The sequence below is a fragment of the Sphaerisporangium krabiense genome, assembly GCF_014200435.1.
Taxonomy (GTDB): domain Bacteria; phylum Actinomycetota; class Actinomycetes; order Streptosporangiales; family Streptosporangiaceae; genus Sphaerisporangium; species Sphaerisporangium krabiense.
In genome coordinates this window covers 342,978-362,513 of the sequence record NZ_JACHBR010000002.1, presented here as the reverse complement: position 1 = coordinate 362,513, position 19,536 = coordinate 342,978, and the positions used below count along the sequence as shown (strand labels likewise).

General features: G+C 69.9%; 20 protein-coding genes. 10 read left to right on the top strand and 10 right to left on the bottom strand.

Going from position 1 to position 19,536, the window contains the following annotated elements:
• The first annotated feature begins 34 nt into the window (after positions 1-34).
• Positions 35-1,144, top strand: a complete 1,110-nt coding sequence (locus BJ981_RS29605) for a DUF2267 domain-containing protein (protein ID WP_184616716.1) — start codon at positions 35-37, stop codon at positions 1,142-1,144.
• 91 nt (positions 1,145-1,235) lie between these two features.
• Here BJ981_RS29605 and BJ981_RS29600 read toward each other — a convergent pair whose 3' ends face one another.
• Positions 1,236-2,468, bottom strand: a complete 1,233-nt coding sequence (locus BJ981_RS29600) for an NsdA family TPR-like regulatory protein (protein ID WP_184616715.1) — start codon at positions 2,466-2,468, stop codon at positions 1,236-1,238.
• A 178-nt stretch (positions 2,469-2,646) separates the two neighbouring features.
• Here BJ981_RS29600 and BJ981_RS29595 point away from each other — a divergent pair, with 178 nt between their 5' ends.
• Together BJ981_RS29595 and BJ981_RS29590 are read left to right on the top strand one after the other, a co-directional pair.
• Positions 2,647-3,153 (top strand): ATP-binding protein, encoded by a 507-nt coding sequence (locus tag BJ981_RS29595; protein WP_204070314.1) that lies wholly within the window; start codon positions 2,647-2,649, stop codon positions 3,151-3,153.
• On the top strand, positions 3,150-3,425 hold the full coding sequence (locus BJ981_RS29590; RefSeq protein ID WP_184616713.1) for a hypothetical protein: 276 nt from the start codon (positions 3,150-3,152) through the stop codon (positions 3,423-3,425). The genes BJ981_RS29595 and BJ981_RS29590 overlap by 4 nt, the downstream gene beginning before the upstream one ends.
• Positions 3,426-3,612: 187 nt before the next feature.
• On the opposite strand, the gene BJ981_RS29585 is transcribed toward BJ981_RS29590, so the two are convergent.
• Entirely contained in the window at positions 3,613-3,921 is a 309-nt protein-coding gene (locus BJ981_RS29585) for a hypothetical protein (protein WP_184617793.1), read from the bottom strand.
• Positions 3,922-4,026: 105 nt separating this feature from the next.
• On the opposite strand from BJ981_RS29585, the gene BJ981_RS29580 reads away from it, so the two are divergent.
• Complete coding sequence (locus BJ981_RS29580; protein WP_311745802.1) at positions 4,027-4,416, top strand: anthrone oxygenase family protein; 390 nt, start codon at positions 4,027-4,029, stop codon at positions 4,414-4,416.
• 165 nt (positions 4,417-4,581) lie between these two features.
• Entirely contained in the window at positions 4,582-4,908 is a 327-nt protein-coding gene (locus tag BJ981_RS29575; protein ID WP_184616712.1) for a hypothetical protein, read from the top strand.
• A gap of 126 nt (positions 4,909-5,034) precedes the next feature.
• Here the strand turns inward: BJ981_RS29575 and BJ981_RS29570 are convergent, their stop codons facing one another.
• Both BJ981_RS29570 and BJ981_RS29565 read right to left on the bottom strand, forming a co-directional pair.
• A complete protein-coding gene (locus tag BJ981_RS29570; RefSeq protein ID WP_184616711.1) occupies positions 5,035-5,259 on the bottom strand; it encodes a DUF397 domain-containing protein in 225 nt (74 codons plus the stop codon).
• On the bottom strand, positions 5,241-6,074 hold the full coding sequence (locus BJ981_RS29565; protein WP_184616710.1) for a helix-turn-helix domain-containing protein: 834 nt from the start codon (positions 6,072-6,074) through the stop codon (positions 5,241-5,243). The genes BJ981_RS29570 and BJ981_RS29565 overlap by 19 nt, the downstream gene beginning before the upstream one ends.
• Before the next feature lie 213 nt (positions 6,075-6,287).
• On the opposite strand from BJ981_RS29565, the gene BJ981_RS29560 reads away from it, so the two are divergent.
• Together BJ981_RS29560 and BJ981_RS29555 are read left to right on the top strand one after the other, a co-directional pair.
• The gene (locus tag BJ981_RS29560) at positions 6,288-6,614 is read left to right on the top strand and encodes a hypothetical protein (protein ID WP_184616709.1); all 327 of its coding nucleotides are present in this window, start codon (positions 6,288-6,290) and stop codon (positions 6,612-6,614) included.
• Positions 6,611-7,036, top strand: coding sequence for an ATP-binding protein (locus tag BJ981_RS29555; protein WP_184616708.1), 426 nt, complete (start codon positions 6,611-6,613; stop codon positions 7,034-7,036). The genes BJ981_RS29560 and BJ981_RS29555 overlap by 4 nt, the downstream gene beginning before the upstream one ends.
• 456 nt (positions 7,037-7,492) lie before the next feature.
• Here BJ981_RS29555 and BJ981_RS29550 read toward each other — a convergent pair whose 3' ends face one another.
• From BJ981_RS29550 to BJ981_RS29540, 3 genes are all read right to left on the bottom strand, one after another.
• Complete coding sequence (locus BJ981_RS29550; protein WP_184616707.1) at positions 7,493-8,338, bottom strand: methyltransferase domain-containing protein; 846 nt, start codon at positions 8,336-8,338, stop codon at positions 7,493-7,495.
• Between the two features lie 79 nt (positions 8,339-8,417).
• On the bottom strand, positions 8,418-9,953 hold the full coding sequence (locus BJ981_RS29545; protein ID WP_184616706.1) for a class I SAM-dependent methyltransferase: 1,536 nt from the start codon (positions 9,951-9,953) through the stop codon (positions 8,418-8,420).
• A gap of 138 nt (positions 9,954-10,091) precedes the next feature.
• A complete protein-coding gene (locus BJ981_RS29540; protein ID WP_184616705.1) occupies positions 10,092-10,922 on the bottom strand; it encodes a class I SAM-dependent methyltransferase in 831 nt (276 codons plus the stop codon).
• 305 nt (positions 10,923-11,227) lie between these two features.
• Between BJ981_RS29540 and BJ981_RS29535 the strand changes: the two genes are divergently transcribed.
• A complete protein-coding gene (locus tag BJ981_RS29535; RefSeq protein WP_184616704.1) occupies positions 11,228-12,607 on the top strand; it encodes an FAD-binding oxidoreductase in 1,380 nt (459 codons plus the stop codon).
• Positions 12,608-12,677: 70 nt separating this feature from the next.
• On the opposite strand, the gene BJ981_RS29530 is transcribed toward BJ981_RS29535, so the two are convergent.
• Both BJ981_RS29530 and BJ981_RS29525 read right to left on the bottom strand, forming a co-directional pair.
• Positions 12,678-13,982: an acyltransferase family protein gene (locus BJ981_RS29530; RefSeq protein ID WP_184616703.1), complete on the bottom strand. Its 1,305-nt coding sequence runs from the start codon at positions 13,980-13,982 to the stop codon at positions 12,678-12,680.
• 187 nt (positions 13,983-14,169) lie between these two features.
• The gene (locus BJ981_RS29525; RefSeq protein ID WP_184616702.1) at positions 14,170-15,690 is read right to left on the bottom strand and encodes a benzoate-CoA ligase family protein; all 1,521 of its coding nucleotides are present in this window, start codon (positions 15,688-15,690) and stop codon (positions 14,170-14,172) included.
• Between the two features lie 480 nt (positions 15,691-16,170).
• On the opposite strand from BJ981_RS29525, the gene BJ981_RS29520 reads away from it, so the two are divergent.
• Both BJ981_RS29520 and BJ981_RS29515 read left to right on the top strand, forming a co-directional pair.
• Positions 16,171-16,965: a tryptophan 2,3-dioxygenase gene (locus BJ981_RS29520; RefSeq protein ID WP_184616701.1), complete on the top strand. Its 795-nt coding sequence runs from the start codon at positions 16,171-16,173 to the stop codon at positions 16,963-16,965.
• Positions 16,962-18,212 (top strand): kynureninase/PvdN C-terminal domain-containing protein, encoded by a 1,251-nt coding sequence (locus BJ981_RS29515; RefSeq protein ID WP_221315407.1) that lies wholly within the window; start codon positions 16,962-16,964, stop codon positions 18,210-18,212. Before BJ981_RS29520 ends, BJ981_RS29515 begins: the two co-directional genes overlap by 4 nt.
• Positions 18,213-18,290: 78 nt before the next feature.
• On the opposite strand, the gene BJ981_RS29510 is transcribed toward BJ981_RS29515, so the two are convergent.
• Positions 18,291-19,532 carry a cytochrome P450 gene (locus tag BJ981_RS29510; protein WP_239139816.1) on the bottom strand — a complete coding sequence of 414 codons (1,242 nt, stop codon included), beginning with the start codon at positions 19,530-19,532 and terminating at the stop codon, positions 18,291-18,293.
• Between the last annotated feature and the right edge of the window lie 4 nt (positions 19,533-19,536).

Sequence of the window (19,536 nt, the reverse complement as noted above, 5' to 3'; positions counted from 1 at the left end):
ACGGCCGTCGCCCGGCTACCGGCGAGGAGCGCCAATGGCCACCAGTGATCAGCGTCGGCCGGAGATCGTCGTCGGACTCGTGGCGACCCCGCCGGACTACCCGGCCCTGGTGGTGGCGCGGCTCACCGCCGAGCTGGCCGACCGGCTCGCCGAGCAGGTGGACGCGGACGTGCGGTGGATCGTCCGCGAAGGCTGGGGTGAAGTGGCTCCGCGCCGCGACGGCGGCGTCGAGGGGCTGCTCGACGATCTTGCCCGCCGGCGCGCCGACGCCGGGTGGGACGTCGCGATCTGCCTGACCGACCTGCCGCTGCACACCGAGCGGGTGCCGCTGGTCGCGCAGATGTCCGCCCGGCGCCGAGTCGCGTTGGTTTCCTTGCCCGCGCTGGGGCTGCGCCAGCTGCGAGCGGTCCGCGCAGCCGTGCCGAATCTCGTGGGCCGGCTGCTCACCGACGCCACCGAGGAGCGGGTGCTGCTGGCCGGCTGGGCACCGCCCGAGCTGACCGGCCAGGTCGCCGCCATTCACCGGGTGGTCGGCGGGGCTGACGCCGGGGAACTGGGCTACGTCGCCTCGCGGCTGATCGGCCGGCTGCGGCTGGTGACCGGAATGGTCCGGGCCAACCGCCCGGGGCGCGCCCTGCTGGGCCTGTCCAAACTGCTGGTCGGCGCCTTCGGCACGGCCGCGTTCGCGCTCACCACCGACACCATCTGGCAGATGGGCGACGCGCTCGGCGGACTCCGCCTCGCCGTGATCATGATTCTCGGGCTGACCGCGCTGGTGACCTGGCTGATCGTCGCGCACGACCTGTGGAAGAAACCGGACCGGGAGACACCGGCTGAGCTGGCCCGGCTGTTCAACCTGGGCACGATCCTCACCCTCACCCTGGCCACCGCGGTGTCCTATCTGGTGCTGTTCGCCGGAACGACACTCGCCGCAGCGCTGCTGATCGACACATCCGTGCTGAAACAGACCCTGCACCGGTCGGTCGATTTCACCGACTACCTGATACTGGCCTGGATCATCAGCTCGCTCGCCACCGTCGGCGGCACGATCGGCTCCGGGCTGGAGGACGAGGAAACGGTGCGGGCCGCCGCTTACGGCTACCATCCCGAACCCGGCGGCTGGCGCGACGAGAAGGACGCGTAGTTCCCGCCTTCGGGGCAGGGCTCGTCCGCACCGCCGGGCGAGCAGCGCAGACCAGCGCCCTGCCACAAGCCACACTCCACCGCCGCGGACTTCAGCCGTACGCCATGAGCAGTTCTCGTACTTGTGGCACGTCCCGATAGCGCTGGAGGCGATGCAGAACGACGCGGGCGCGTTGGGCGGTGCGGTCGCTGGCCACGTCTGCTGAGAGCTCCAGCATTCTGGCGGCCACTCGTGCCGACTCTTCGGGTTCGTTGGCGTCCGCCAGTGCGACGGCCAGCCATGACAGGTACAAGGCGAGTTCTCGTGAATGTGCGGGGTTGTATCGGCTGAGCACATCGGTCAGGAGTGGGACGGCGCGCAGCGGTCGTCGTAGTTCGGTGTACGCGCGTGCCTTCATGATCTGGAGCTCGTTCTCGTCCACCCAGTACAGGTAAGCGGGCTCCGTACCGCCGAAGTCACGGACGAGGGCCTCGTCCGCCTCGCCGAGGGCTCGTATGGTCGCCTGCGCGTCACCCGCCCGCGCGTTCGCCCACGCCAGCCGATCCCAGCAGAGGGCGCGTGCCCGGGGAGGCGCGGAGGTCCCGGCCGCGTCCAGCGCCGCCTGCGCGAGGGCCACGCTCTCGCCAGGGTCGTCGCCTCCGGAAACCTGATAGGCCAGCGATCCGATCAGGTACGAGGCGAGGGTGCCGTCACCGGCGTCCTGGGCCGCGCCTATGCCCAGCTTGTACGTGCGCGCCGCCTGGTCGGCCCGTCCCGCGTCACCTGCCACCCAGCCGGCGATCTGGGCGAACTCCCCGATGATGACCAACAGGTCCCGGCCTGCCTCCTCGGTGTGCGCCGAGTCTCTGAACATCCGGACGGCCGTGCCGAGTTCGCGGAAGGCGGGCTGGATGAGATCGAGTCCGGCGAGGACATCGTCGGCGAGCCGCAGACCATGGACTCGCGCCGACATATCGGCGAGGGTTTCCGCACCGATACGTGAGCCTTTGCGGCGGGCGTACGGAGTAAGGGGATTTTCTTCGCGAAGGATCTGCGACAGAGCATCCGTGGAATCATGGCGTGCCAGCGCCGCTGTAGTACCGAACAATTCCTCTTCGTCCATGCCGAAAGCTCGCGAGTACAGCACCGGATAGGGGTCTTTGGGGCGGTGCGTGCCCGCCTCCCAATACTTGATCATGCGAATGAGAGAGTCACGTTCGGGCAGGCGCGCGCGGGTGTGCTCGTCGGCGGCGTCGGCGAGCCGCTTCGCCATCTCTCGCTGCGTCCACAGGTTATGACGCCGCAGCGCTCGGAGGCGCGAGGCCCAGGCCGGGATATCGCTCATCGCAAGCTCCTCGGGGGAAACGGCGGAATCCGGCTGTCTCCCCCAGTCTCCCCTACGCACACTGTCACCGCATGCGCACAGAGCGATGTGATGAAAGCCCACAGCGTGAATGACCGGACCCGCACCACGCTTCTCGTCGTACACCGGGTCCCTGGAGCGCATTCTGGAGGTGCGATCCGTGGCACGGACCAAGGGCCAGACATCCACCTATATAAGCGGGGCGAAAGGCATCCAACTGGGCGCTATCGATTTGCTCGGTGCTCCCGAATCGGTACACGAAGCGCGTGCTTTCGTACGGCGGATTCTCGGCATGGACCACCCGGTTCGGGACGACGTGACGCTTCTGGTGTCGGAGGCCGTCACGAACTCGGTGCTGCACTCCGATTCCACGAACGGTGGCCGCGTCAGGCTGGCGTTGGCCGACTGTGGCGCATTCATCTACGCGGAGATCGCCGACGCGGGCGGACGGACGGCTCCGCGTGTCCCCAGGAGCCCAGTGGCCGAGGGCGGACGTGGGATGGTGCTGGTGGACGCGATCGCCCGGCGATGGGGTGTCGAGGAACACGAGGCCGGCCGGACGTTGTGGTTCGAGGTGCCGTACGCGTGCGAAGGCCACGACGTGGCGGCGTGGTTTCCCCGGCAGCGGCGACCGGCCGATCCAGTCCATCCGGTCGATCAGCAATGATGTCGTTCTTCCTCTGGGACCGGAGCCGGCCGCCTGAGGATCAGCGTCACCTCGTCGGCAAGGGCACGATCCGCATGGCGGTCGAGACGGTACGCCTGTCACGCGAGGCGGAAGAGGCGTGGCGGCGGGCGAAGGCGCTCCTGGCCGACAGGCATATGTCCCGTGCGGAGGTGGATGCGATGGCCGTGTTTCTAGGGTTCGATCCCCTCAGCGACGGCGAGTGGGAGGAGTCGGCGACGAAGGATGACTTCATCCGCCGAGATTTCGGCTGAGATCTTCTGCCGAGCCGATCCGGTGAACTCGGCATGGCAAATGGGGAGTCCGAGGGGGCTCCCTCGGGGCCGGAGGCCACTGGAAAGCACAGTCCGAGCCGGAGGCGAGGCCCATTTCCGGGGCGCGGCCTGGTTCATACGGAAACGGGCGACCTCCTCGGGGAGGTCGCCCGTTCGGGGGTGGTGGTCAGGCGGGCTTCTTGGCCACGCAGAGCAAGTAGCCGAGTTCCTTCACCAGGCCGACCGGGTTGCGGAGGAGCTCCAGCATGGGGATGACCTGCTCGCCGTAGCGGTCGATGAGGGCGTCGTACTTGGCGTTGACGGCCTCGATGGTGCGGGTGGAGGACTTGTAGGTGTGCTTGCTGATGTCCAGCAGCTCGGCGACCTCCAGGTCCGCCTCGGCGACCAGGGCGCGGTACTCGTTCTCCCACAGGATGGGGCTGGCCTGCAGGTCGGTCATGAACTCGCTGACGGCGCGCTCGTCCTCGGGGCTCATGGGGCCGGTCTGCAGCTTGTCGGTGACGACGACACGTCCGCCCGGGCGCAGGACGCGGCGCAGCTCGCGCAGGGTGCGCAGTACGCGGGCAGCGTCGTCTTCACGGTGCTCGCCCCGTCCGTGGTTCGCCTGTGGGGGCCCGCGTACGTCCGGTACTGGCAGGCGCTCAACGTCGACTACGGCCGCGCCATGCCGCCGCTGCTGCTGACGGGCATCGCGGCGCTGATCGTCGTGACCGCCCTGTCGTGGCGCCGTGGATGGTTCGCTCTGGGCGTCAGCGCGGCCGCCCTGATCATGGTGATCCTCACCGTGGTCCTCACCCTGACGGGCCTGGAGCCCCTCAACCGGGCGGTGGACGCCTGGAACCCCGACCCCTTACCCGCCGACTGGCAGGAGACCCGACGGCGGTGGCTGAACCTGCACCTCGTCCGTACCGCACTCGCGCTCGCCGCGTTCGCCTGCCTGATCACCGTCCAGGCTGTTGACCGCGACTGAACTGACATGAGCACTTTGTAGTTGGCAGGGAGCCTGCCCCCAAGTCGTTCTCCACCTTTCCCGAAAACAGGCGGTAGGGCCGTCGGCGAGTAGATCATCGATGTGATGGTGATACGCCGGAGGCACGTCGACCGACCTGCCCTCGGTCGAGGAAGGGGCGATTTCATGCGTAATCGCACGTCGGAGGACGGCCGCGTGATCACGGTGTTAAGAGCCGCCGGTGCCACGGGGAGCCTGCTGTTCTTTGGTTTCTGGCACGTCTTCTATTCCGCCTGGACGGGCTACTCCCTCGCACGTCCAGGCTGGCCACAGGCCGTAGCAGGTATCCCCGGCTTGTTACTCTCCCTGGCCGCCGGTCTGATCGCCGTCGCCTCCTCCCGATGGATCATGGGGTGGCGCATCCGCTCCTGGTGGCTCCTTGTCGCGCTGATCTATCCACTGATCCGCTTCGTCATGATCGGCCTGTCGACGACGCCGTCCGTCCTGCCATAAGCCACGCTCCACACCGAGCACTCAACTGAGCCTGGCCGCCTCCAGGTTCGCGGTACAGGAGCCCACACAGAGAGCCCTCGTATCGGCGAGAGCTCTCTGTCGCCTCTGCTTTCGGCCATAACGGGATCAACCGTCGAGCATGCCGTCCTTGATGCCGGTCAGGAAGGCCGACCAGGCGGCAGGGCGTACGACGAGCACCGGTCCGGCCAGATTCTTACTGTCCCTAACTCCTACGGCGCCGCGAAGATCGCCTGCGACCTCCACACAGTTGCCGCCACTGTTGCCACTGCGAGAACTCTTCTTCCATTCAACCCCAGCAAGCTCCGCTGGAATCAGGTCTTTTGCGCCCATAGAGCCTCCGCCTCCTTGATGATTTCGAGCGATTCACCTGGACGATACGCCTGTGCTCGTATCGCGTCATACCGCCCTAAGATGACGGAGACGACCACGGGATCAGTCACGACTTCACCCGTCCCTGCGGACTCTACGGACACAGTAACGGGCGCGTCAGCAAGTTCCGCAATCGCGAATCCGGACATCAGGCCGTCAGTGCACGGGTTGTCGAAAGGGACGAACTGCACCGTGACATGACGGCGGCTCGCCATGGCGACCAGGTGCCCCAACTGTTCCCGCATCGTCTCAGGTCCACCTATCGGCCGGCGCAGTACCCACTCGTCTATGAGAACCCAAAGGACCGGTGGGTCATCCCTGCCCAGAATGAGGCTTCGCTGCATACGAGATCTGACCTGCTCCTCCACCTCCGCCTCCGAGGTCGCGAGATGGCCACGGAAGACGGCTCGTGCGTACGCCTCCGTCTGGAGTAGGCCGGGGATCAAGAGCGGGTCCCACGTACGCACGGTCACGGCTTGAGGCTCGATCTCATCCTGCCAGCGGACGAACCATTCCGGTCCCGACGGAGAATCCACGATTCTCCGGTACAACCTAACAAATCGCTTGCTTTCGGACTGATCGAAGACACGATCACACCCTTCTGCGAAGTCTAGCTGCGGTCTGCGATTACCTGTCTCGATATGCCCGATAAGCGAAGGCGAACAGCCGAGTCGTTCGGCGAGCCTGGCCTGCGACAAGCCTTTTCCCTTTCGGGATCTGGCCAGCTCACGACCGAAACGCTCGACAGGGGTCATGCGTGATTCAAGATCAGTCACCACACCCACCTCCACAGTGGCACTAATCCCATGTGGACTTCATCGACAGGATAGTGACAACCACTACAAGGCGTGGGGTTAATGGTCGAGGACTGTCGCGCATTTCGCTACTTCAATTCGCTCCCCCGGCATGCATTCTGGGCGTGTCAAACGCGCCGCCAAGAGAGATCACGACACTTATCCGACAATCTCCCCACGTCGATGGAGCCCAAGATGACAGGCATCGACCGTCCTCGACCTCGCAGCGAGAACCCCCCACCGTCCCGTGCGCGGCAAGGTCCCCAAGCGGCCAAAGAACAGCAGTACCGCCACCTCGTCCGGCTGGGATGGGAGCTGAACAAGCGCGGGGTGCGAGCGGTGGTGGATCTGCCGTCGAAGGGAGAGCCGGTACTGATGGTGCCTCGCGAGCCCGGCGTACTTCGCATCATGGCGTTCGCCCATAAGGGGGCATGGCTCTACACCTGGGGGCGAGGAAGAGCGCAGCGAGTGCCGGTGGTGGCGGACGACGCGGCCGAGCGTATCTGGGAGGTCGCGCGGTGACGCCCGTGCTCCTCGGAAAGATCGACCTTCTTGGCGCCACATGCTCGATCGGGCTCGCGCGAATGTACATGCGCGAGGTGCTGCAGAAGGCCGAGCGTCGGATACCGGGCAGCACCGTGGACGACATCGTGCTTCTGTCGGGTGAGGTCGTCGCCAACGCGGTGAAGCACTCGGCGTCAGGGCACAGGCGGGGCGGCGTGGTCGGACTCTTGGTCCACGACGACGGCAGGACCGTACGCGTCGAGGTGGTGGACGAGGGCTCAGAAGAGACCGTTCCCCAGATTCCCGCACAGGTGGACCCGCTGAGCGAGGGCGGGCGCGGGCTGTGGCTGGTTCGCGAGCTGTCGTCCGGGTGGGGATGGCGGCAGGACGGCCCGAGCCGCGTGGTGTGGTTCGAGATCTCGGGGACGAGCCTCAAGTAGCGCAAGGGATAGGCACTCCCATACGAACGTCCCATGTCCATGGCGACGTGGAGGCGTCCACGCTGGAACGGCATCGTGGATGTCGGTGCAGCGACTGACGATCACCGCCGACACCTGCCCTGGTAGATGGGGAGTCCGAGGGGCCTCCCTCGGGGCCGGAGGCCACTGGAAGGCACAGCCCGAGCCGGAGGCGAGGCCCATTTCCAGGACGGGCCAATCTCTTAGCCGTCTGGAGTCCTGCGTCTCCCACCAGCCCATCCGTGCAGTGTGGGTGGGCGATCCCTGGGCGCGGCTGAAGCCGTCACTCTGATGGGGAGTCCGAGGGGGCTCCCTCGGGGCCGGAGGCCACTGGAAAGCACAGTCCGAGCCGGAGGCGAGGCCCATTTCCGGGGCGCGGCCTGGTTCATACGGGAACGGGCGACCTCCTCGGGGAGGTCGCCCGTTCGGGGGTGGTGGTCAGGCGGGCTTCTTGGCCACGCAGAGCAAGTAGCCGAGTTCCTTCACCAGGCCGACCGGGTTGCGGAGGAGCTCCAGCATGGGGATGACCTGCTCGCCGTAGCGGTCGATGAGGGCGTCGTACTTGGCGTTGACGGCCTCGATGGTGCGGGTGGAGGACTTGTAGGTGTGCTTGCTGATGTCCAGCAGCTCGGCCACCTCCAGGTCCGCCTCGGCGACCAGGGCGCGGTACTCGTTCTCCCACAGGATGGGGCTGGCCTGCAGGTCGGTCATGAACTCGCTGACGGCGCGCTCGTCCTCGGGGCTCATGGGGCCGGTCTGCAGCTTGTCGGTGACGACGACACGGCCGCCCGGGCGCAGGACGCGGCGCAGCTCGCGCAGGGTGCGCAGGCGGTCCATGTGCAGGAGCGCGTCGAAGACCCAGACGACGTCGAAGGAGCCCTCGGGGTAGGGCAGGGCGTAGACGTCGGCGTACTCGAAGGTGACGCGGTCGGCGAGGCCCTGGGCGCGGGAGCGGCGGTTGGCCTCGTCGATCTGGGCCTGGTTGTTGGAGATGCCGACGATCTCGGCGGGGGTGGCGCCGGCGAGCTGGAACGCCGACAGGCCGATGCCGCAGCCGACGTCGAGCACGCGGCCGCCGTTCTCCAGACCGGAGTGGTCGATGAGGAGCTGGGTCATCCGCTCGGCGGCGCGCCGGTTGGAGCTCTCGTCGTTCTCGTCCTCCCAGTAGCCCTGGTGGAAGTTCTCGTCCCAGACGTCGATGAGGAGGAGGTTGAAGACGTCGTAGAACTCGGCCGTCCCCTCGGAGGAAGGCGCGGAGGGCGCGGCGACTTGGTCGGTGGTCATGTGGGCTCTCCCATATGTCTCGTGCTCGGTGACTCGGTGGCTGCGTGCTCCGGTGGCGCGGCGCGACCGGCGCGGGTGGTCAGCGCGGGCGCTCGGCGGTGATGATGATGAAGGTGCCGGGTCCGGACTCGTCGCGGATGGTGAGCCCCGCGTCCGCCAGCCACCGCTTGACGTCGTCGAGCTCGAAGAGCTGCATCCCCTCCTGGTGGCCGGGGAAGTAGTGCGAGGCCTGGAAGTACCGGGCGAGCCGGTCGTCGTGCATGCGGAAGGTGAGCAGCGAGAACGTGCCGCCGGGGCGCAGGATCCTGCCGACCTCGGCGATGGCGGCGGCCGCGTCGTCGGGGAACGCCTGGAGGGCGTTCCAGCACAGGACGGCGCCGACGCTGGCGTCGTGGAAGGGCAGGGCCTTGGCGCTGGCCATGACGGCGGGCAGCTCGGGCAGCTTGTTGCGGGTGGCGGTGAGCATGGGGGCGTAGGCGTCCAGGGCGATGATGCGCTCGGCGCCGACGGCCTCCACCAGCATCTCGGTCCAGGTTCCCGCGCCGCAGGCGAGGTCGAGCACGGGGCCCTCGACGGGGACGACGTGGTCGATGATGTAGCGGCGCTCGTCCTCGGGGGTGACTTGGGCGCCCCAGTTGGTGCCGGCGATGCGCAGGAAGTTCGGGCGGGCGTACGCCTCGTAGAACAGGCCCATGCTCGGCAGCTCGGCGAGCTTGTAGAGGAAGTCGCCGGGGTTGTTCTGGGCGCCCTCGGAGAGGTTGAGGATGCCGTGGGCGGCGGGGAAGGCGGTGGAGCAGCTCACGCAGCGGACGGTCTCGCCGGAGACCTCGATGCCGCCGCCGCAGTTCGGGCAGCGCAGGGCCTCGGCGTGCGGGGCGAAGATGTCCGCGCTCTGCTCGCGGAGCTGGGGCACCTGGTCGCGGGGCGGGACGGTGCCGAGCACGACGGGCGCGGGGGTGCCGTTGAGCACGGCCCAGTACGCCTTGGCGCCGGCGTGGCCCCAGACGGTGCGGGTGTCCTTCTCCCAGTTCGCGGCGATCTGCTCGGCGGTCATCTGCCGGATCCAGGTCTGGTCGAACGACTTCTCGTCGTCGTCCATGAGCGCCCAGACGGCCGGGGAGGGGAAGACGCGGCCGAGGACGGGGTTGGCCGGGTCGAGCTCCTGCACGCCGCGCTCGAGGCGGGTGTAGTCCTCGATGTGCAGGTCGCGGTGGTCGGCGGCGGCGAGCACGCGGTCGCGGTGGGAGGGGAAGTGCGCGACCAGGTACGTCAGGGCCACCGAGAGGGACTGCCCGTTGGGGGCGGTGCGCCACAGGTCGAGGTACAGGTCGACGCCCTGCCGGGCGGCCGTGGTGATCGGGCCCTCGGTGTCGGGGTACTCGGCCTCGATGAGGATGCCGAGCAGGACGGCGATGAAGCCCTTGCGCTCGTCGTCGACCTGGCCGAGCCGCTCGACGAGGACGGGGACGGCGGGCACGGCGAGGTCGGTCAGGGTTCCGTCGTCCCAGAGGGCGGCGACGAGCCGGTGGAACTCCGGCGCGAGGCGGTCGCGGCCGGCGCCGGTGAAGGCGTCGACCACCTCGGTGGCGGTCGAGTGGGCCGTGGAAACACTCATGTGCGGGTCCTTTCCTGATGGATGGCCGTGTCGACCGGCCTGTGGGGCGTTCGCCCGCTCGCGACACGCCGGGTGCCGGCTCTGCGGCGGCTTTCGGCGGCTTGCGGGCGTTCGGCGGCGTTCCTATGGCTGGCGGTCTCAGGTCCGGGGCTTGCGGGCCGAGACGATCACGTACCCGATCTGTTCCTTCCGGGGCGCGAAGAAGCCCAGGTGCCTCTGGGAGAACTGCGCGACCGCGTCCTCGCCGAACTTCTCGGCGACCTCGTCCCTGCGGCCCATCGCCGACTTCAGGTACTTCGACTTCCTGCCGAACACCCGCGGTCCGCACTGGGTGTATTCCTCGATCTGGAATCCGGCGTCCCGCAGGTGGCCGAGCCACTCGGCCATGGTGGGGAGCCGGTGGAGTTTGAGGCTGTCCATGAACTTCGCCACCCGGGCGGGCTCGGAGTCCGACTCCAGGCTGAAGTCGGAGAAGGTGAGCCTGCCCCCGGGCCGCAGCACGCGGTACAGCTCGCGCAGTACCTGGCCGAGGTCGGCGGCGTTCTGCAGCGACTCCAGGGCGAGGACGGCGTCGAAGGCGCCGTCGGCGTAGGAGAGCGCGGCGTAGTCGCCGTACTCGACGCCGACCAGGCCGGCGACGCCGCCGGCGGCGGCCCTGGCGCGGGCCTTGTCGATCTCGAAGGCGCTGACCGTGACGCCGGTGACCCGCACGCCGTAGGCCTGCGCGAGGTAGACGGCGGTGGCGCCGGGCCCGCATCCCGCGTCCAGGACGTGCTCGCCGGCGCGCAGGCCGAGCGTGTCGGTCACCTTGCGGCTGACGCGATGGACGGCCTCGGTCAGCGGGGCGTCGTCATCGTCGTCATACCAGTACCACATATGAATCTGGCCGTCGCGGAGCTCGTCCCCGATCGGGGAGCGCTCGTCGTAGTGCCTGCCGATGACGGCCGTGTCGATGACTTCGTTACCCATGAATACGTCGCTCCCGTCGAGCGGCCCCATGACCTCGGTGCTGCCGACCGGGATGGCCGGACCCGGGGAAGACAGCGATTGACAGAATGATCTGCACTAATGGTGTGCGGGCCGCGGGCGCGGCGACATCTCCGAGAGTGCCGTCCTGACCTGGGCCCGGCCGGGATCACAGCGCAATCACGGAGATGCGCGGGCGGGCGCGCGCGTGTGAATCTGACCGCACCGCCGGACTCGACGGCGTTCGGCGTGTAATCACATTTCCCTCACCCTCTTCTCCGGGGGTGTTTCCGGAAGGCGTGTCACTCATGACCACGATCGACGAGCGGGACACCGGAGTCGCCCGTCCCGGCGACCCGGCGTTCGAGGCCGCGACGCGGGTGTTCAACCTGGCCACGCCGGCCCGGCCGGCGGCGGCCGTGACCGCGCGCACCATCGACCAGATCCGTGCGGCGATCGGGCACGCGCGGGCGGAAGGGCTGCCGGTGCGCGTGCACACGACCGGGCACGCCTCCGGCACCGCGCGCCCCATGGACGGCGCGCTGCTGATCCGGACGAACCTGGAGGGCGGCGTCGAGGTGGACGCCGCGCGCCGGGTGGCGAGGGTCCCGGCCGGGACGCTGTGGGGCGACGTCGTGGACGCCGCGGCCCCGTACGGGCTGACCGCGCCGCACGGCTCCTCCCCCACCGTGGGCGTCGTCGGCTACCTGCTGCGCGGCGGTCTGAGCTTCTACGGCCGGCACATCGGGCTCGCGATCAACAGCGTCCGCGCGGTCGAGCTGGTCACCGCGGACGGCGAGCAGCGCCGCGTGGACGCCGAGACCGACCCGGAGCTGTTCTGGGCGGTGCGCGGCGGTGGCGGCGGCTTCGGCGTGGTGACCGCCGTCGAGGTGGCCCTGTTCCCGGCCGCCAAGGTGATCACCGGGGCGACGTACTGGCCGGCCGCGCACGCCGAGGGCCTGCTGGCGGCCTGGCGACGGTGGACGCTGGACGCGCCGGACGAGGTGACCACGTCGCTGCGGGTGATGAACCTGCCGCCGGTGCCCGGGGTGCCGCCCGCGCTGGCCGCCGGGCCGGTGATCTGCGTGGACGGGGCGGTGCTGAGCCTGGACGACGACGTGACCGCGGCCACGCGGCAGGCGGAGGACCTGCTCGGGCCGCTGCGCGCGGTGGCCGAGCCCGTGATGGACGACTGGCAGCTCACCGAGCCGTCGGCGGTGCTGCGCGCGCACATGGAGCCGGACGACCCGATCGCGATCGTCGGCGACCACATGCTGCTGCGCGAGATCGGCGACGACGGCGCCGCCGCGTTCCTGCGGCTGCTCGGCGCGGGCTCGGGTTCGCCGTTCGTCGTGGCGGGGCTGCGCCAGCTCGGCGGCGCCTACGGGCGGCCCTCCCCCGGCGGCGGCGCGCTGGACCACCTGGACGCGCACTACGCCTACTCGGGCGCGGGCGTGGCCGAGGACGCCGCGGTGACGGCGGCCATCGAGGAGCACTGCGCGAAGGTCCGCGCGGCGCTGTCCCCCTGGGACACCGGGCGGACGGCGCCGTCGTTCGTGGAGAACTTCGCCCAGCCGCAGGGGCACCTGAGCGCCGCCCAGGCCGAGCGCGCCGACCGGGTGCGCGACCGCGTGGACCCCGGCGGGCTGTTCCGGGGCGACGTCAGCCCGGGTGCGACGGCCCGCTGAGATGCCGGTCGCACGTGCGAAGGCCGGGCCGGTGGAGGGATCCACCGGCCCGGCCCGTGCGGAAAGGGCTCTACTTGACGATGCGCTCGGACGGAACCGGCGTGTCGTCGGCGGGCGCCACCGGGATGCGGGACTGGAGCTTCCGCTTGGCGCGCCGGGTGAAGTAGTTGACCAGCGGGCGTTCCAGCAGGAAGTAGCTGAGCGTCGCGGCCAGCACGCTGCCGACGGCCACGAACGCGAACAGCTCCCAGAACCCCGAGGTGCCGCGCAGCTCGGCGTCCATGACCGGCGTCTTGCCGAACATGTTGCCGTTGCCGACGTAGAAGTTCTGGAAGGGGATGTGCCAGAGGTAGATGCCGTAGGAGATGCGGCCGAGGTAGCGCATCGGCTTGTTGGCCAGCGTCACGTCCATGAGCCGGGACCGGGCCTCGGGCACGAGCAGCGGCAGCAGGAACAGCACGGCGAAGACGAGGATCAGGATGTGGCCGACCAGCTCCTGGGTGAGCGACCCGATCGTGCCCATGCCCGGCTCGCCGAACGGCTTGGGGATGTTGACGACGTAGATGACGAGGGCGGCGAGCCAGAACAGGTTGGGGTGCTTGGCCGCCGCGCGGTAGATCGCCGGCGTGACGCCGGTGAGCTCGGACTTGGACGAGAAGACCGCCAGGGCCATGCCGCAGGCGAAGGCGCTGACGTAGTAGAACGGCCAGAACCAGAACTCGAAGGGGCCCTTGAACGAGGGCAGGTTGGTGTAGGTGACCCAGGCGATGCCCACCGCGAACAGCAGGACGGCCGGCCACAGCGCCGCGCGCGCCCGCTTGGCCACGTCGCCGCCGCGTCCGGCGAACACGGCGGCCAGCCAGGCGAGCACCGGCAGCAGCAGGTAGAAGGTGAGCTCGGTCGGCACCGTCCAGCTGTGGCCGAGGCCGATGTTCGGCTGCCCGTCGGGCAGGTAGAAGTGCAGCGCGAAGACCGGGCGGATCACGTCCCAGACGCTGTCGATGCCGCGCAGGTTGATGCCGAGCAGCACGACGGCGATGAGCAGCCAGTAGGCCGGCAGGATGCGCAGGCCGCGGCGGAACAGGAACGTTCCCGCGCCGGGCCTGGCGTCCTGCGTCATGACGGCCCGTGCGAACGGGCGGTACAGGAAAAGGCCGGACAGCAGGAAGAACGGCGGCAGCATGACGGTAAGGCCGTCAGCCAGATGCCCCCATATCCCGTTGCCCACCTTGTCCGCGTAGTTGGTGGCGCCCGCCTGCCACGCGACGTGGAAGACGAGAACGCCCATCGCGAGGACGCCGCGCACGCCCTCGAGCTTGGGAATTCGTTTGTTACTGCCGATCTCCACGTCGCTCAGACGAGTGGTTGCCGCCATTAGCGTTCCTCCCCTCAGGGGCGTTTCCCCTGCTCAAGTTCTTGCGTACCGTTGTGGACGGTGTACTGGGGACGACATCGTCGCGCTCCGCCACCGCACGGCACATCTTCTGAAATGCTGAATTCGACGGATGCCGCGCGGTGGCGGCGGCGGGAAACGTCCATCGCGCCGGGGTGGCGCGCTCGGATCACCCCACTTCTTTGAGCGCTCTGCGGTCGAGTTTGCCGTTGGCGGTCTCGGGGAGACGGTCGACGAATCTGACGTCACGGGGGTATTTGTGCGGCGCCAGCGTCGTCTTCACGAAGGTCTGCAGCTCCGCGGCGGACACCTCGCCTGAGGTCACCACGAACGCGCGGGGCAGCGTCAGGCCGTCCACCTCGTACCCGACCACGGCGGCCTCGGCGACGGCCGGGTGCGAGCGGAGGCAGTTCTCGATCTCGGAGGGCGCGACCCAGACGCCGCTGACCTTGAGCAGGTCGTCGGCGCGGCCCTTGTAGTAGAAGTAGCCGTCGGCGTCCCGGGTGAACAGGTCGCCCGACCGTACGGTGTGCGGAGCGGGGAAGGTCTCCGCGGACTTCTCGGGCGCGCGCCAGTACTCCAGCGCGGCCGTCTCGCCGACGATCTCCAGCCGGCCGACCTCGCCGTCCGGCAGCGTGTCGCCGTCGGCGTCGATCACGCGGGCGCGGTAGCCGGGGACCACCTCGCCGAGGCTGCCCTGGCGGGTGCGTCCGGGCCGGTTGGAGATGTAGGCGTGGTAGACCTCGGAGGAGCCGATGACGTCGAGCACCTCGACGCCGAAGGTGTCCATCCACCTGCGGTGCAGGTCCGCGGGCAGGGCCTCCCCCGCCGAGGTGCACAGGCGCAGGCTGCTCAGGTCCTGGGCGGCGGCCTCGGGGTGGGAGACCATGGCGCTCATCATGGTGGGCACGTTGACGAGGATCGTCGGACGGTGGGCGGCGATCAGCTCGAAGATCCGCTCGGCCGTGCTGCGTTCGGGGAAGGCGATGCCCGCGCCGCCGGCGCCGAACGGGTACAGCGCGGTCATGTCGCGGGAGTAGCCGAAGAACAGCTTGGGCACCGGCAGGACGACGTCGTCGGGGCCCATGTCGAGCACGCCGCGGGCGTACCACTCGCAGGCCAGCAGCGGGCTGCGCGCGGGCAGCACGCACGCCTTGGGCGCGCCGGTGCTGCCGGTGGTGAACTTCCAGATCGCGACGTCGTCGCTGCGGGTGGGGGCGGGCTCCAGTTCGGCGGGCTGGGCGGCGACGAGGGACTCGAAGTGGTGCTCGCCGGGCCGCAGCAGGTCCTCGGGCACGCCGGAGACCAGCAGGTTCCCGACGCCCGCGACGCGCAGCCGCTCCAGGGTGACCGCGTCGGCGACGACGATCCTGGGCTCGGCGTAGTCGGCGTAGTAGCGGTAGTCCTTGGGCTGGAGGTAGGTGTAGACCTCGGCCGTGATCGCGCCGATCTTCTGGACGCCGTACCAGGTGGCGACGAAGTCGACGCCGTCGGCGAGCGCGATCAGGACGCGGTCTCCCCTGCCGACGCCGAGGGCGCGCAGGGCGTGGCCGATCCGGTTGGCCCGCGCGGACAGCTCGCCGTAGGTGGCGGCGCCCTCCGGGGTGATCAGCGCGGTGCGGCCGGGATCGTTGCGATCGAGGAAGTGTGACGCGATGTTGAATTCGCGGGGCACGTCTTCGTACCGCATCGGACCTCCGGGAACAAGCGATTTTGCGGCCTGCGGCGGGACCGGTTCGTGAAAACCCGCGCACGAACTCGGGAACGCCGCGGGAACCGACGGCCGGGGCGAGCCGCCACGCCCGGGCATGAGTGGCCGTCACCCGACATGGTGACCTCGGAATCGGCCGCCCGGCATCTTTCAAATTGCTGTGTTCGCGGCCCGCCCGCCGGACACGGCCGTCCCCGCCGGTGGGGACGGGTGCGCCCCGATCCACCGGAGGAAGATTCTGTCCAGCTTTCCCCTGGCAGGAAGCTGCTATCGGCGGGCAACTAACTGACTTTCCTTCGTGTGGCCCGGCCCCGGCGGGCGGCACAGCATTGGACCACGTAATCAGAAAAGCAGCCCGGGGAAAGGACAGAGAAATGCCGCAGTCATTACCGGCGCCGCTCGGCGCCGGCGACACGCCGCAGGCCGCCGTCCACGCGCGCAGGGCCGGATGGTGACGCCATGATCGTCGACCCGCCCGCCGTGCTGACCTACTCCTCCTACCTGGCGCTCGACGACGTGCTGGACGCCCAGCACCCGAACTCCGAGCAGCACGACGAGATGCTGTTCATCGTCGTCCACCAGGTCTACGAACTGTGGTTCAAGCAGCTCCTGCACGAGTTCGCCAAGTTCCAGCAGGACCTGACCGAGGGGCACACGGCCAACGCCATGCAGGCGGCCACGCGGGCGGTGAAGATACTCAAGGTGGCGATCTCGCAGGTCGACATCCTGGAGACCATGACCCCGCGCCAGTTCACCGCCTTCCGCGACGGCCTCGGCAGCGGCAGCGGGTTCCAGTCGGCGCAGTTCCGCGAGATCGAGGCGACGCTCGGGCGCCGCGACGCCAAGATGTACTCGCACTACCCCGCGGGCAGCCGGGAGCGCGACCGCGTCGAGCGGGCGATGAACCGTCCCTCCGTGTTCGACTCGCTGCTCACCTACCTGTTCATCCGCGGGTACGGCGTGCCGCACGCGGCGCTGAACCGGGACCTCTCCACGCCGTGGGAGCCGTCGGAGGAGGTGCAGGCCGTGCTGGCGAAGGTGTACGAGGACGACAGCGGCGCCGCGCACATCTGCGAGCGGCTGGTGGACATCGACGAGGCCGTGCAGGAGTGGCGCTACCGGCACGTGAAGATGGTCGAGCGGATCATCGGCGTGCGGCACGGCACGGGCGGCTCCTCCGGCGCGGCCTACCTGCGCGGCACGCTGTTCACCCCCTTGTTCCCCGACCTGTGGGCGGCGCGGGGGTTGATGTGACGGCCACCGCGACCGGCGTCCTCCTCACCGGGACGCCGCCCTTCGCGCCGGAGACGCCCGGCGACGTGTCGGGGCGGCTCGCGCCGCACTACTCCGCCTTCCAGGTGTCGCGGCGGCCGCTGCTGACCGGGCACTCCCACCAGGCGTGGCCGGACGTGGCGCTGACCGGGCAGGTCGAGGCGTTCCGCGACGCCGCGCTGGAGGTGGACGAGAAATGGGGGGCGGCGTTCGCCAAGGCCGAGCGGGTGCGCGAGGGCTTCCGCCTGTTCCTCGGCGACCCGCGCGCCGAGCTGGCCCTCGGCGCGAACACCCACGACCTCGTCCTGCGGTTCCTGTCCGCGCTCGACCTGCGGGCGCGTCCCCGGCTGGTCACCTCGGACGGCGAGTTCCACACGCTGCGGCGGCAGCTCGCCCGCCTCGCCGAGGAGGGCGTCGAGGTGGTGCGGGTCCCGGCCACTCCGGCGGACACGCTGGCGGCGCGGATGGCCGCCGCGGTGGACGACCGCACGGCCGCCGTGCTGGTCTCCGCGGTGCTGTTCGAGAGCGCCCGCGTCGTCCCCGGCCTGGACGCGCTGGCGGGCGCGTGCGCGCGGCGGGGGGCCGAGCTGCTCGTGGACGCCTACCACGCGCTCGGCGCCGTCCCGTTCTCGGTGGACGGCATCCAGAACGCCTGGGTGGTCGGGGGCGGTTACAAGTATCTGCAGCTCGGCGAGGGCAACTGCTTCCTGCGCCTGCCCGCGCACGCCGACGCGCTGCGCCCGGTGATCACCGGCTGGTTCGCGGAGTTCGCCGAGCTGTCCGCGGCGCACCGTCCCGGCGCGGTCGCCTACCCCACCGGCGCCGCCCGGTACGCGGGCTCCACCTACGACCCGACGAGCCACTACCGCGCCGCGCACGTCTTCGGCTTCTTCGAGGAGCAGGGGCTGACGCCCGCGTTCCTGCGCGCGGTGTCGTTGCGCCAGGTCGGCCTGCTGACCGCCGCCTTCGACGCGCTCGGCGCGCCCGACGACGTCATCACCCGGGACCGCTCGGGCGCCCCGGAGGACTTCGGCGGGTTCCTGTCCCTGCGCACCCCGCACGCCGACCGCCTGCAGGCGGGCCTGGCCGCGCGCGGCGTCCGCACCGACGCCCGTGCCGGGCGCCTGCGCCTCGGCCCGGCCCCCTACCTGTCCGACGCGCAGCTCCTGTCGGCGGTCGAGGCCCTGGACGCCGAGCTCGCGACCGCGCTGTCGCGCACGGCCGCGTGACGCCCGCCATGACGGCTCCATGACGACGCCGCCCCGTGCGGCGGGCAGGGGGCGGCGGCGGTGGAGCGGCGAGGCGGGCTATCCGAGCGTGACGGGAACGTAGTCGTGGCCGCGGACGAGCCAGCGGTCCCGGAAGCTGGGCTCGCCGGCGACGGCCAGGTGGGGGAAGCGGCGCAGCAGCTTGGGGAGGGCGATCTGCGCCTCCATGCGGGCCAGCGGCGCGCCGACGCAGTAGTGGATGCCCGCGGCGAAGGTCAGCGGCTGGATGTCGGGCCGGTCGGGGTCGAAGCGGTCCGGCTCAGGGAAGCGGAGCGGGTCCCGGTTGCCGGCGCCCATGATGACGACGAGCTTGGTGTCGGCGGGGATCTCCATGTCCATGATGGTGACGTCCGCCGGGGCCCAGCGGCTGGTGGCCTGCACCGGCGGCTCGAAGCGCAGCGTCTCCTCGACGTACCCGACGGGGAAGCCGGGCTCGTCGCGCAGCCGGTCGGCGAAGTCCGGCCGCTCCAGCGCCTGGAGCACGCCGTGCCCGATGAGGTGGGTGGTGGTGTCGAACCCGGCGTTGAGCAGCAGCATCAGGTTGCCCATCAGCTCGTCGTGCGTGAGCCGGTCGCCGTCGTCGTCGCGGGCCTGGACGAGCCTGCTCAGCAGGTCGTCGGACGGCTCGGCGCTGCGGCGCTCGATGAGCTCGTTGAGGTAGGCCGCCAGGTCGTCCATCGCGCGGTCGGCGATGGCCAGCTCCTCGGGCTTGGTCAGCCCCTCCAGCGCGATCATCACGTCGGCCGCCACCTGGCGGAACCACACCTGCTTGTCCTCGGGGACGCCGAGCAGCTCGCTGATCACCGCGACGGGCAGCCGGAAGGCGAACTCCGCCATCAGGTCGACGGGCGCGCCGCCCGCGCCGAGCTCGGCCAGGCGGTCGAGCAGCTTGTCGCTCATGCGCTCGACCGTGGGCCGCAGCCCGCTGACCTGGCGCGGGGTGAGCGCGCTGGTCACCAGGCGCCGCATCCGGCCGTGGTCGGGCGGGTTGGTGTAGAGCATGGAGTTGGTGAACCCGCGCAGCGAGGAGTGCGAGCGCCAGTCCGGGTAGATCTGGTCGTAGTTCTTGTCGTCCTGCACCTCAAGGCGGCCGTCCCGCAGCACCCGCGTGCACTCGGCGTAGCCGACGACGACCACGAGCCCGGGTTTGACGTGCAGCAGGTTCCCGTGGGCCCGCAGCGCCTCGTAGAAGGGGTACGGGTTCTGGCGCCCCTCGGGGGCGACCATGGCCGCGATGATCTCCGCAGGTCCGAGGACCTGCTCCAGCACCTGCTCCGCCACTCGG